Here is a 12,565-nt window from a genome sequence, read left to right on the forward strand (position 1 = left end):
ATGATTGTATATAGCGGTATAAAATCTGAATTTATGAATAGCGTTGTTAACGACACCATTGCCCTGGAAGTTCAAAACACTATTTGGCAAAAAATGGGAAGAGCTACTCCACAGAATGAATTCCGTGCTTGGGAAAATTCCTTACAATATATGTTCAAAGTGTTGAGTGACGAAGAAATCCCTAGTAATGCAGGCATTGCCATTGAATACAACATTCCTCAGACAAGTAAGCGAGTCGACTTCATCATTTCTGGGTATAATGAAAAGAAAGAGTCAAATGCTGTTATTATTGAATTGAAACAGTGGGAAAAAATTGAGGCTATAAATTCTACTGATGCTTTAGTAAAAACATATGTCGGAGGAGCCAACAGACTTGTTGTTCATCCCTCTTATCAAGTATGGTCCTATACCAAAATGATTGAGGATTATAACCAAAATGTACAAGACTCAAAAATAACGTTGTCCCCATGTGCATATCTTCATAATTATACAAAAGTTGACAACGACCCCATAGAGGCTCCACAATATAAAATCTATCTAGACGATGCACCCGCATTCGCCAAAGGCGACGTTCCTAAACTTAGGGACTTTATAAAAAAATGTATCAAAAAGGGCGATAATCGCGAAATCCTCTATCATATAGATCACGGGAAAATAAGGCCCTCCAAGAGTCTTCAAAATGCCATTGGGCGAATGCTTCAAGGTAACAAAGAATTCACCTTAATAGACGAACAAAAGGTTATTTACGAGCAGATTTTAAAGTGGGCTCAAGAAGCACTAAAAAAAGAACAAAAGAAAACCATTATTGTTGAAGGAGGGCCGGGCACAGGAAAGACCGTTCTTGCAATTAATCTTCTTGCGCAGCTAACAAAAATGGGTCAATTCGTCCAATATACATCAAAAAATTCTGCCCCACGAAATGTTTATCTAGCTAAATTAAAAGGGTTATACACGAAAAGTAGCATAGACAACATGTTCAAAAGTTCTGGAACCTATGTTGAAGCTCCGACCAACTCTGTACACACTATACTTGCCGACGAATCTCATCGTCTTAATGCAAAATCAGGACTATATCAAAATTTAGGCGAAAATCAAATAAAAGAAATAATCAATGCATCCTATTGCAATGTTTTTTTCATTGATGAAACCCAACGTGTGACCATTGATGATATTGGTTCCATTGACGAGATAAAAAAATGGGCAAATCAACTAGGATCAACAATTGAACATGTGCAATTACAATCCCAATTTCGCTGTAACGGTTCAGATGGTTATCTAGCATGGTTAGATGATGTTTTGGAAATTAGGGAAACAGCAAATTATAATTTAGATGGCATAGACTACGATTTTAGAATTTTAGATAATCCTGAAGATGTTAGGACTCTAATTGTAGAAAGAAATAAAATTAACAATCGTTCTCGTATTCTGGCTGGTTATTGTTGGGATTGGAAAAAAGATCAAAACAACAACACAAACTATCACGACATAAAAATCGACTCATTCGAAATTAGTTGGAATTTGAAGAACACTACGACATATGCAATAGATCCAGGATCCATTAAAGAGGCTGGTTGTATCCACACATCACAAGGTTTAGAGTTTGATTATGTAGGTGTTATAATCGGCAAGGACATTCGTTACGAAAACGGAAAAATCGTTACAGATTTCACACAACGAGCAAGAACCGATAATTCATTAAAGGGAATCAAGTCTATTTATAAAAAGAAACCTGCACAGGCTCTTCAAATAGCCGATAAAATCATCAAGAACACATACAAAACCCTTATGACCCGCGGAATGAAAGGTTGCTACGTATATTGCTGCGATAAGGCTTTAGCCGATTATCTGCGTAAAAGAATAGACATCAGTAATATATAAGCTCTTTTTGGAAACTTGTGCTCCATCTATTCTCTATTAGCGGGGGCGGCGATTGAGCCCCCGCTCGAAAGGGTAGCGGATGATACGGCTAGATGGCGGGTCGCAGCCCGCCATGACGACGTAGCAGGAGCGAGGGGAAGGCTTTCCCCTCATATAAAGGCCTTTTTTCGCAGAAAAACAAGGAAGATTCCCGGTCAAGCCGGGAATGACAATGAAGGTATTTTACTATCTTTGTGCCCACTATGGAAACTCGTTATAACGCTAAAGATGTGGAGGCCCGCTGGCATAGCGCCTGGGCCGAAAAAAACAGTTTTGCACCCAGCGGAAAGGGCGAACCGTTCTCGGTCGTGATTCCGCCCCCGAACGTTACCGGCGCACTCCATTTGGGACATGCGCTGAACGATACGCTCCAGGACATTTTGGTACGCTACCGCCGCAAGACGGGCCGCGACACGCTGTGGATTCCGGGTACGGACCACGCCGGTATCGCCACGCAGGCAGTCGTCGAAAAGCGCCTTTTCCAGGACGAACACAAGACCCGCCACGACATTGGCCGCGACGCCCTGGTGGAACGCATCTGGAAGTGGAAGGACGAATACGAAGCCCGCATCACGAAGCAGCTCAAGAGCCTGGGCGTCAGCTGCGACTGGAGCCGTCAGCGCTTCACGCTGGACCCGGTCTGCGCCAAGGCCGTGCGCCACGCCTTCTTCAACCTGTTCAAGAAGGGCCTCATTTACCGCGGCAAGCGCCTGGTGAACTGGGATACCAAGCTCCAGACCGCCGTTGCCGACGACGAAATCTACTACGAACATGTGAAGGGCCACTTCTGGACGTTCAAGTACCCCCTGGCCGACGGTTCGGGATTTATCCCCGTCTCGACGACCCGTCCGGAAACCATCATGGGCGATACCGCCCTCGCCGTGCACCCCAACGACGAACGCTACGCGCAGTTCATCGGCAAGATGCTCAAAGTGCCGTTCGTTGACCGCGAAATCCCGGTGATTGCCGATGCTATCTTGGTGGACAAGGACTTCGGTACGGGTTCCGTGAAGGTGACTCCGGCTCATGACCCGAACGACTATGCGACGGGTCTGCGCCACAAGCTCCCGATGATCAACATCATGAACGATGACGGCAGCTTGAACGAAAACGCCGGCAAGTTCCAAGGCCTGAAGGGCCAGGCCGCCCGCGACGCCGTAGTGGCGGGTCTCGAAGAACTCGGACTTTTGATCAAGGTGGAAGACCACGAAATGGACGTGGGCCACTCCGACCGTTCCAAGACTGTGATTGAGCCGTACCTCAGCGACCAGTGGTTCGTGAAGATGGACGTGCTCGCCGAAAACGCGATGAACGCCGTGAAGTCGGGCGAAATCAAGATTATCCCCGAACGTTACGCCAACAAGTACCTGGACTGGCTCGCCGAAAAGCGCGACTGGTGCATCAGCCGTCAGCTCTGGTGGGGCCACCGCATTCCTATCTGGCACACGGACGCTAGCGAAGACGAACTGAAGGCCGCATTTGCCGGCCGCGACGACATCTACTTCTACAAGGCCGAAAACGGCGGCTACCTCGTGTGCAGCCAGGAAGAAGACCTGAAGGAAGACGCAGTTCCGGGTCGCGTGCTCAAGCAGGAAGAAGACGTGCTCGACACGTGGTTCTCCAGTGGCTTGTGGCCGCACTCCACGATGGGCTGGCCGGAAAACACCGACACGCTCAAGCGCTACTACCCCACCAGCGTGCTCGTGACTAGCCGCGACATCATTACGCTGTGGGTCGCCCGCATGGTGCTCTTCAGCCAGGAAAACATGGGCACGGTCCCGTTCCACACGGTGTACATCCACCCGAAGATTCTCGACGGCAACGGACAGACCATGAGTAAGTCCAAGGGCAACGGCGTGGACCCGATGGATATCGAAGAGAAGTACGGTACCGACGCTCTGCGTTTTGTGATGGCAAGCCTCTGCACCGACAACCAGGACGTGCGCCTGCCGGTGAAGAAGGAAAAGCAGCCGGATGGCCGCGAAATCAACACCAGCGAAAAGTTCGAAATCGGCCGTAACTTCAGCAACAAGCTGTGGAACGCCTGCCGCTTCCTTTACCCGCAGCTCGAACAAGCCGGCGCTCTCGCTGCCGAGCTCCCGATGGACAAGAACTTGTTCGCGCTCGAAGACAAGTGGATTTTGAGCCGCCTGCAGACGACCATCAAGGACGCCACCCGCATGCTCGAAGAATACCACTTCGCCGAACTCGCCGGGTTCCTGTACCGCTTCGTGTGGGACGACGTTTGCTCCAGCTACTTGGAAATCAAGAAGGCCGTGATCAACAGCGAAACGCTCACCGCCGAAAAGAAGAACGCGATGGCCATCCTCAGCTACGTGCTGAAGAACGTGCTTGACCTGCTCCACCCGGTGATGCCGTTCATTACCGAAGAGCTCAACAGCATCCTGTTCCAGGGCAGTGAAATGGTCATCAGCCGCGCATGGCCCAAGGCCGACGAATCGCTCATCGACGCGAAGATCGAAGCCGCATTCGACCAGGCATTCGCCGTGGTGGAAAGCGTGCGTGGCGTGCGTGGCCGCTACAACGTGAGCCCCGCTACCAAGCTTAGCGCCGTGGTGAGCGTCGACGATGCCGCAACAGAAGCCAGCGTGAAGGACTGCATGGCAATCATCACCGAACTTTCGGGTCTTTCTGACCTGAGTGTCGCCGTGAAGGCCGCCAAGCCGAAATTCAGCGCGAGCGCCGTGGTTCCCGGCGGCGAACTCTACATCCCGCTCGAAGGTATCCTCGATCCGGCTGCAGAAATCGCCCGCTTGGAAAAGGAAATCGAGAAGGCCAAGGCATTCGCTGCCAGCATCGAACGCAAGCTCGCGAACGAGAAGTTCGTCAGCGGCGCTCCCGAAGCTGTGGTAAACGCCGAACGCACCAAGCTCGCAACACAGCAAGACATTATCGCGAAGAACGAAGCTGCTCTGAAAGAACTGAAGTAGCGGCCGCGACAACCCAATTTAAAAGAGGTGTTCCAACGGAGCACCTCTTTTTTTGATTTATCCCCCTTTTAGAATTCCGCTACGATTCCGAGGCCGACGGGGAACGACAACTTGTCGTTGTCAAGCGTTCCGTAGTCAGCATCGAAATTGGTATAATAGCCGCCATTGCCGGCATAAAACTCGAAGCCCATCTCAAAATACGCACCGAAATGCGTCAAGAACATATGCTGGTACCCAAAACCAAAAACCAGTCGCCAGTAATTGATGTCCCTCGTATGCTCGATGAGTTCAGAATTTTCCGAACCCACATTCGTTATCGTAAAGCCGTTCATTTCACCGGTTATCCATTCCGAAGAATGGAAAGCATACGGGCCCGTCAAGCCCGTAAAGCGGTAGGCAATCCCGATGCCTCCCATAAAATCATAGTCGGAGTTGTAAGGAGCCATATGAACGTTTGTGGACAAATGCCCATCCAACATGGTGTACTCGACGCCAACCATTCCCCGAGATGGTCCAAATCCGAGTGAAACACCTATCTGGGCAAAACTAGCCCCGACAAAAAGGCAAAGAATCAAAAGAACTTTTTTCACGTATATCCTCCTTATTTTATACTAGAATAAGTTTTACAACAAAATAATCTTTTTCTTCAAAAAAAATCTGCACCAAATCACCCCAAATTGCACTTCATCGGAAAATTGATTACTTGCCGCGGACGCTCTTGCGCCAGCGTTCGCGAATCAATTGCAGGTCGTGCTGGTAGGGGTTACGCTTGAAGTCGTCAAACGCCCACGCCGTCGGGTGGAATTCGCCCTTCGCATACGTGAGGAGCATATCGAGCCAAACGCCCTCGCCCGCATACAGCTTGAAAGGCCCGCGCTTGTAACTCGGGAGCACAACCTTGTCCAGGTCCATGTAGCCGATGTCTATGTTCACGCACCTATGTTCGGGGCTTGCATTTGCAAATGCAAGTTCAAACTCGTTGCTGCGAGCCTTCTCTTGCGCGATAGTCTCTGCCGGAATACATTTTTCGAAGGAAAGTACTCCGCGATAAAGGTCAGCGCCCATCTCGGGTTCGTAATAATCGGTCTTGTCGAAGGCAAAAAGTTTCCCCTTGTAGCGGATGGCGCCCCAAGTTTCTTCAAGTTTCCGGAGAAGCTCCTCATTCCATTCGGGCCCGCGCTGGAGCACGAAGGCAATCAACTGCACCGGTTCGCAAAACTGTTTCTTTTCGGCCATAAATCCTCAATCAGTGCGGGAACAGCATCAGATTCTTGCGAACATGTTCGAGTTGCTGCTCGGTAAAGCCGTCCATGTAGTCGTTTCCCGCAGGGAACATCATGTTGTTTGCATCCGGACAAGCGCCAACATCGAACACATCGTCCGATGTCGCGAAACGACCGCGCATCACAGGCATCCTGTAGTCAGCAGGAGGCTCCACCTGCTTTTTCAGGAGCCCGGATTTCAGCAAATCTGGGCAGTATGGCGTATCGGTGAAGCCGTCCTCGTAATTCGAGAGGTCGAAATCCACCTCGAAATCAGCCTGCGTCGCCGTCGTGTGACGCAACCCGAAAAAGTGCCCTGTCTCGTGGATCGCAGTCGAGACCATCGAGGCAACAGAAAGCCCCGTTTCACCCGAAGGCGTCTTGTTGTAGGCGCCGATAACCACGGTACTCCCCTGTCCACCGTACAGGTTCCCACCATACATGAGCGAATACCCGAGTACCCAATCCATCTCAATGCGGTGCACAAGCAAAATATCAAGTGCATTTTTCAATCCGGGTTCAGGCCAGCCGCCAAGTTCACTGACAAAGAAGTCGCTCGTCGTCCGGCCGGCAAGCCAGAGCTGGTCCGCCGGATACTTATCCCCCAAAGTCGGGTGTTCGTTCGCATAGCGTATATACAAAGTATCTATGACAATGGACGTATAGTATTTCCTGAAATTTCGCAGCATCTGGTCGGCAAAGAATTTCACGGTCACGGAAGAATCCAGAAAATCGATTTTGCCCACGACAATCAGATTAAGCGAAAGCGTATCGGAATAAAAGCCTTCGGCTTCCAACTTTGCGTGACGGGTCAGTCCCTTATAAAATTCACCATCAAGCACCAAAGTCGTCACCCAAATGTTGCGGTCACTTTCCTCGCATACGAACTTGTAGAGCAGCCGCCCATTCTCTTCGCGCGGTTCAAGCGTACGCACAAGGCTTGTCGAGACACGGCCGTCACCAAGATCCGAGCCTAGTCTAAAAAGTTGCAGTTCCGGCAATTCAGATATCGAGGAATCCCTGTCAAACGAAAGCGTATATGAGCCCTTCGGATGTACCAAAAGCTGCAATCCGTTCGCGACATGAGCCGATGCGGAATCGTTTGCCGCCACATCGTTTGGATACAGTGCATACATGGATACCATCTCGGGCAAGAGCACAGGCTCGCCCGAAGATTCTTCGGTACAGTCTGCAAGAACAAGCAACAAGAGGATCCACAGTATGTAAAAAACTTTTTTAGTCATGATTTGGCACATTTTGCGGTTTCAGCCGTCTTTATAGATAGAGGCCCTTTTTCCAAAGGTAAAAAAATGATGCGAAGAAAACCAAGCCGGAAAGAAATGTTCTTGCAGAACATCCGCGATTTGACAAGCCCGATTGCCGGCAAGCCCGCTCTTGCCGCATCGTTAGCTGTCATAGCCGTATACGCAAGTCTTGACGCACCCCCCTATGCCCCCTTTTTACTTTTGCCTGTCGCACTCGCCGTACATTTTTTCCCGAGAAGCGTACAATGGTGTATCTTGGGGGCACTCGTAACCGCATGCGCCTGCCACACCCTGCTCCGTAATACGCACGACGCACCATCCGGGGACTCCAGCGGGCAAACATTACCAGACGAAACTCCGGCAAAAGCGTGCGGGCACATCGAAGCCGTTCTACCCAGAGGGAACGGAACCGCGTTTATCGTCACCATAGGCAAGAACGGCATCGCAGGCAAGGAAGGCGCGCCATATCGCGTAAGGATAACCGAAAAGCGCGAGCTGCCTGTACTGCCCGAACCGGGAGACAGCATCTGCTACGAAGCAAAATGGTACCCGGTAAACGACCCGACCGTACCTGGAGCTTTTAACACGCGGGAATGGCTCAGGAGCCAGGGTTTTGCGGCCTACGGAAAATTTGTCTGCTGGAATGCATGGAAAGGGGAATGGATTCCCGAAAGGAGTTTCTACGTATTCCGCAAGTGGATCAAGGGACGGTTCGAGGAATACCTGGAACCCGCAGAGACAGGGCTCCTGCTCGGGCTTTTAGCAGGCGACCGTAGCGGTATTCCCGAGGCACTCCGGAACGATTTCCAGCGCTCGGGGCTGGTACACGTTCTAGCCATTAGCGGGTTCCATGTCGTCTTGCTTGCAGGCATGCTCATGGTATTCCTGAAGGCGACGCGGCTCCCCCACAAGGCGGCAAGTATCATAGCGATAATCCTGCTGGCAATTTACGTGCCGGTAACCGGAGGCTCCCCTGCCGTGCAGCGCGCCGTACTGATGTTTGCCGTACCGCAGGTCGGCCTGCTTTTCGAAAGGCCCGCCAATACGCTCAACAGCCTGGGAGTCGCCCTCCTGTTCATATTGCTCCATTCGCCCTCCGAAATATGGAATCCGGGTTTCCAGCTCTCGGCGGCGGCAACCGCCGGCATTCTCGTAGGCAACAGCCATAATCCGCTACGCAATCTCCCAGAATTCCTGAAGCGCAGTAAAGTCTGGAACTTCATCGAATCTTTCGCCATCTCACCCACATACGTCACCTTATGCGCAACTCTTGCCACATCGCCTTTCCTGATACATCACTTCAAGACACTTTCTCCATTCGCCTGGCTCGGGAACATCGTCGTCGTTCCTGCAATCTCGTGGGGCATGCAGGCAGGCCTATTTGCTCTCCTTTCGCCCATCGACTTTATGCGAGAGACATTCTGTTCGGCCGCCAGCTTCTTTCTGAGGCTAGCCTCGCTCCTGACACGCACTCTCTCCGATTCCTCGCAGGCATCCGTAACCGTCGGGCCGTTCAGTCCCGCAATCCTCCTGCTTCTGGGAGGAGTCTTCATCGCGCTCCCTGCCTGCCGCAAGAACGCCGTCGCTCGCTTCTTCTGCGTTGTAAGCCTGTGCGCATTCTCCGCTATTTTCTGCTTTCAGGGATACGAAAGGCTCTTTCACCCCACCTGGAGCATGACTGTCATCGATGTAGGGCAAGGAGACAGCATCCTGCTGCGCACTCCCGGAAACCGCTACATACTTGTCGATGCGGGCGACAAGAGCAGAACCGATTCCGGCAAGGACATTATCGTACCTTTCCTGCACCACATAGGCGTGCAGCGGCTCGACGCGCTCGTAATAACGCACCCGCACCTGGACCACTTCGGGGGTGCAGCAAGTCTGTTGCGCATGTTCCCGGTGAACGAGGTATGGACAAACGAGTGTTCCCGCACTGCCGATGGCGTGGAATGGCGCGATGTTATCGAGGAGGCGGTAGAGCGCAAGGTTCCCGTACGCGAAATCCGGCGCGGTTTCATATGGCGCGAGAACTTTTTTGAAGTGCGGGCAATCCACCCGAAAAAACTTACGGACGTAAGCAAGGAGTGCCGAGACCTGAACGAAGCAAGCATAACGTTGCAGGCAAGCGGATTCGGGCATTCCGCCATCCTGACCGGCGACCTGACGGTCCCTGGCGAGAAGACGATACTCGGGTCTCTCGCCTACATAAGGAGCGACGTGCTGAAGGTAGGGCACCACGGGAGCAAGACATCGAGCAGCGAGGATTTCCTGAAGGCGGTTGGCCCACAGGTCGCCATCATCTCAAGCGGGCGCAGGAACAAGTTCCGCCACCCGCACAAGCAGGTAACCGAAAGGCTCGACGCGCTGGAAATTCCGTACCTGAATACGGCAAAGAGCGGAACCGTTACTGTAACGTTCTCAGAAGATTCCGTAAATGTAGAGACGATGATAAAATAGGCCCGGGCAGTTTATCGCTTCAGGCAGTCGAGTGCGATATCGTGCAGTTGCCCGTTTGTCGCGACACTCGAGAAACCTTCATAGATCGGGGCCACAGGCTTGCCATCCTTATCGAAGAGTTCTGCTTTCCCGTCGATGGTGCTGAACTTTCCGCCCGCTTCTGCAAACAGGAGCGGATACGGAGCGATATCCCAGAGGGAAACGACAGGATCTACCATCACTTCGGCGCGTCCCGCCGCCACAAGGTAATACCCGTAGCAGTCACCCCACCCGCGGTGGAGTTTGGCCCCGCGGCGGAGCTTCGCGAAACCTTCGCCGTAGCCCGAGGTTTCCATAGTGTTTACCGTACCTGATAGCACGAGCGCCTCGTTCAACTGCGAAACGCCCGAAACACGGACTGCGCGGCCGTCCAGGAAGGCTCCCCCGCCGTTTACCGCCCAGACGGCAGTATTCATCGCGGGAATGCGGATGAGCGAGCATACGGGAATGTTCTTCTTGTAGAGCGCGATAAGCGTGCCGAACAGCGGAACACCGTGAATGAAAGCCTTCGTACCGTCAATCGGGTCTATGACCCACTGGTATTCCGCATCGGGGCTCTCGATCCCGAATTCCTCGCCAATCACGCCGAAACCCGGAGTCTCCTTCGCCCAGAACTCGCGGCAAAGTTCTTCCGTGCTCTTGTCGGCAATCGTTACCGGCGTGTTGTCCTTTTTCCACTCGACACCGATACCGGACTGGAAATACTTCAGGATATTTTCCTGGGCCATTTCCGCCGTCTTGAGCGCAATCTGCAGCAGGTCCTTGTATTCCTGAGCCATACTACGCCTCGCACCACTTTTTCACGAGTTCCATCAGGAACGCATTCTCTTCGGGCTTGCCTACGGTCACGCGGATGTATTCCGGCATACCGAAGCTCGTGAGCCCGCGGACAATCATGCCATTCTGTTCCAAAAAGGCAACAAGTTCCTTCGCACGTTCACCGATCTTTACGCAGATGAAGTTCGCCTGCGTCGGGAGCACCTTGAGTCCGAGTGCTTCAAATTCGCGGGTAAGGACATCAATGCCCTCGGTATTCATCTTGCGGGTCGCCTGCACGTGTTCCTTATCGCCTAGAGCGGCGATCGCCGCCACCTGGGCCGCCTGGTTCACGTCAAACGGAGGCTTCACCTTCCACAGGGCACGGATAACTTCGGCATTGCTGAAAGCATAGCCCACGCGGAGACCTGCCAGCCCGTAGATCTTGCTGAAGGTGCGGTTCACGAACAGGTTCGGGTACTCGCGGACAAACTTTGCCATGTTCGGGTAGTCCGGTGCCGTCGCGAACTCGGCATACGCCTCGTCCAGGAACACGAGCACATTCTGCGGGACCTTCTTCAAGAAGTCGCGAATCTCCGCTTCGGTGTAGTACGCACCCGTCGGGTTGTTCGGGTTGCAGATAAAGGCCACGCGGGTCTTGTCGTTCACCGCCTTTGCAAGGTCATCGAGCGATGCTCGCACCTCGCCCTCGCCCACACCGATAAAGTCGGCGCCGTTCGAAAGCGTCGTAAACTTGTACACCGAGAAAGTCGGCGTAATGCCCACGCAGTTGTCGCCCTGGCGGATAAACGCCTTACCCACCATGTCGATAATCTCGTCCGAGCCATTACCGATAACAATCTCGTTCGTAGCCACGCCATACATCTTGGCGATGGAATCAATCAGTTTCGGGGCATCGCCTCGCGGGTAAAGGTGCAGGCTGTCCGCAATCCCGTGAAACGCCTCGACCGCCTTCGGGGAAGCCCCGAGCGGATTTTCGTTAGACGCCAACTTGACAACTTTTGCAAGTCCAAAGCGCTCGCGGATTTCCTCGATGGATTTTCCGGGCACATAATCAGAAAGTTTCGAAAGTTCTGGACGCGGTTCGACCATATATACCTCTTTTCTACGTCAAATCTAGAATATTTGTCATGGGATTAAGTTAAATTTTATGCGTATGAACCGCTTCGTAGCCCTGTTGTTAGCAACCATGTGCGTAAACGCGTTTGCCGTTGACCGCATATGGGATATTCGCTACACCTTCGGGCCCGATACACGACCATCACCAAGATGGGCCGTCGGAATCGGCGCAATGAACAATTACGGTTCTGACATTCTATTCCCAGTCAACGTCACCACGGCACTTTCCAAGGAATGGAACGCCGGCGGCAAAATCAACGTAAAAAGCATAGATAAATTTGACCAGGTCATCGTCTCGCTCGATATCGGCGGGCGCTACCTTATTAACGAGAACAACTTCATCGAACTGGATGGCAACTTCGGCCTAAACCGCAACAACAGCACCGCAGTCGTGCTGACCTACGGCAACGAGCAGTTTATCTCCAAGAACTTCGCCAACTTCTATGAAATTCGCGCCGGAGCACTGCAGGGCGTCACCGGCGAAGGCGGATACGTCAAATTCGCAGCCGGAATGACACCAACGCTCTACTTTACGAGCTACTTCCGTACATTTATCGAAATCAACATGTCGGGCAGTATCGGCAACCTGACAGACGATTTCATGGTCGACATCATTCCTAAACTCGAACTATCGCTCAGCACATTCCGTATCCGTCTGGACTTTGATATCGGAGTGATGCAAGAAAAGAACAATGATGTTCAGACCATTGCTCTTTACGTAATAAAGGCGCTGTAGCGACTACTTCACCGTAAACGCAGCACCATTGTCATCCTCGCG

Annotated in this window: 9 protein-coding genes; 4 read left to right on the top strand and 5 right to left on the bottom strand. The window is 52.1% G+C overall.

Going from position 1 to position 12,565, the window contains the following annotated elements; all coding sequences use genetic code 11:
• Both B7994_RS10010 and B7994_RS10015 read left to right on the top strand, forming a co-directional pair.
• On the top strand, window positions 1–1,878 hold the full coding sequence (locus tag B7994_RS10010) for a DUF2075 domain-containing protein (RefSeq protein ID WP_088638327.1): 1,878 nt from the start codon (window positions 1–3) through the stop codon (window positions 1,876–1,878).
• A gap of 242 nt (window positions 1,879–2,120) precedes the next feature.
• Window positions 2,121–4,868: a valine--tRNA ligase gene (locus B7994_RS10015; RefSeq protein WP_088638328.1), complete on the top strand. Its 2,748-nt coding sequence runs from the start codon at window positions 2,121–2,123 to the stop codon at window positions 4,866–4,868.
• A gap of 68 nt (window positions 4,869–4,936) precedes the next feature.
• On the opposite strand, the gene B7994_RS10020 is transcribed toward B7994_RS10015, so the two are convergent.
• The 3 genes from B7994_RS10020 to B7994_RS10030 form a co-directional block, all read right to left on the bottom strand.
• On the bottom strand, window positions 4,937–5,314 hold the full coding sequence (locus B7994_RS10020) for a hypothetical protein (protein ID WP_088638329.1): 378 nt from the start codon (window positions 5,312–5,314) through the stop codon (window positions 4,937–4,939).
• Between the two features lie 253 nt (window positions 5,315–5,567).
• The gene (locus tag B7994_RS10025; protein ID WP_088638330.1) at window positions 5,568–6,104 is read right to left on the bottom strand and encodes a DUF4416 family protein; all 537 of its coding nucleotides are present in this window, start codon (window positions 6,102–6,104) and stop codon (window positions 5,568–5,570) included.
• 10 nt (window positions 6,105–6,114) lie between these two features.
• On the bottom strand, window positions 6,115–7,374 hold the full coding sequence (locus B7994_RS10030; RefSeq protein ID WP_144063843.1) for a hypothetical protein: 1,260 nt from the start codon (window positions 7,372–7,374) through the stop codon (window positions 6,115–6,117).
• A gap of 66 nt (window positions 7,375–7,440) precedes the next feature.
• Between B7994_RS10030 and B7994_RS10035 the strand changes: the two genes are divergently transcribed.
• On the top strand, window positions 7,441–9,852 hold the full coding sequence (locus B7994_RS10035) for a DNA internalization-related competence protein ComEC/Rec2 (protein ID WP_233143161.1): 2,412 nt from the start codon (window positions 7,441–7,443) through the stop codon (window positions 9,850–9,852).
• Between the two features lie 11 nt (window positions 9,853–9,863).
• Here the strand turns inward: B7994_RS10035 and hisN are convergent, their stop codons facing one another.
• Complete coding sequence (gene hisN / locus B7994_RS10040) at window positions 9,864–10,670, bottom strand: histidinol-phosphatase (RefSeq protein ID WP_088638333.1); 807 nt, start codon at window positions 10,668–10,670, stop codon at window positions 9,864–9,866.
• Between the two features lies 1 nt (window position 10,671).
• Window positions 10,672–11,760 carry a histidinol-phosphate transaminase gene (gene hisC, locus B7994_RS10045; RefSeq protein WP_088638334.1) on the bottom strand — a complete coding sequence of 363 codons (1,089 nt, stop codon included), beginning with the start codon at window positions 11,758–11,760 and terminating at the stop codon, window positions 10,672–10,674.
• A gap of 64 nt (window positions 11,761–11,824) precedes the next feature.
• Between hisC and B7994_RS10050 the strand changes: the two genes are divergently transcribed.
• Window positions 11,825–12,523, top strand: coding sequence for a hypothetical protein (locus tag B7994_RS10050; protein ID WP_144063844.1), 699 nt, complete (start codon window positions 11,825–11,827; stop codon window positions 12,521–12,523).
• Window positions 12,524–12,565 lie beyond the last annotated feature (42 nt).

This window comes from Fibrobacter sp. UWR2, from assembly GCF_002210285.1.
Taxonomy (GTDB): domain Bacteria; phylum Fibrobacterota; class Fibrobacteria; order Fibrobacterales; family Fibrobacteraceae; genus Fibrobacter.

What these genes read in the sequence shown, in the direction of transcription:
- B7994_RS10010 (WP_088638327.1), top strand. Translation starts at nt 1, where the DNA reads ATGATTGTATATAGCGGTATAAAATCTGAATTTATGAATAGCGTTGTT.
- B7994_RS10015 (WP_088638328.1), top strand. Translation starts at nt 2,121, where the DNA reads ATGGAAACTCGTTATAACGCTAAAGATGTGGAGGCCCGCTGGCATAGC.
- B7994_RS10020 (WP_088638329.1), bottom strand. Translation starts at nt 5,314, where the DNA reads ATGGCTCCTTACAACTCCGACTATGATTTTATGGGAGGCATCGGGATT.
- B7994_RS10025 (WP_088638330.1), bottom strand. Translation starts at nt 6,104, where the DNA reads ATGGCCGAAAAGAAACAGTTTTGCGAACCGGTGCAGTTGATTGCCTTC.
- B7994_RS10030 (WP_144063843.1), bottom strand. Translation starts at nt 7,374, where the DNA reads ATGACTAAAAAAGTTTTTTACATACTGTGGATCCTCTTGTTGCTTGTT.
- B7994_RS10035 (WP_233143161.1), top strand. Translation starts at nt 7,441, where the DNA reads ATGATGCGAAGAAAACCAAGCCGGAAAGAAATGTTCTTGCAGAACATC.
- hisN (WP_088638333.1), bottom strand. Translation starts at nt 10,670, where the DNA reads ATGGCTCAGGAATACAAGGACCTGCTGCAGATTGCGCTCAAGACGGCG.
- hisC (WP_088638334.1), bottom strand. Translation starts at nt 11,760, where the DNA reads ATGGTCGAACCGCGTCCAGAACTTTCGAAACTTTCTGATTATGTGCCC.
- B7994_RS10050 (WP_144063844.1), top strand. Translation starts at nt 11,825, where the DNA reads ATGAACCGCTTCGTAGCCCTGTTGTTAGCAACCATGTGCGTAAACGCG.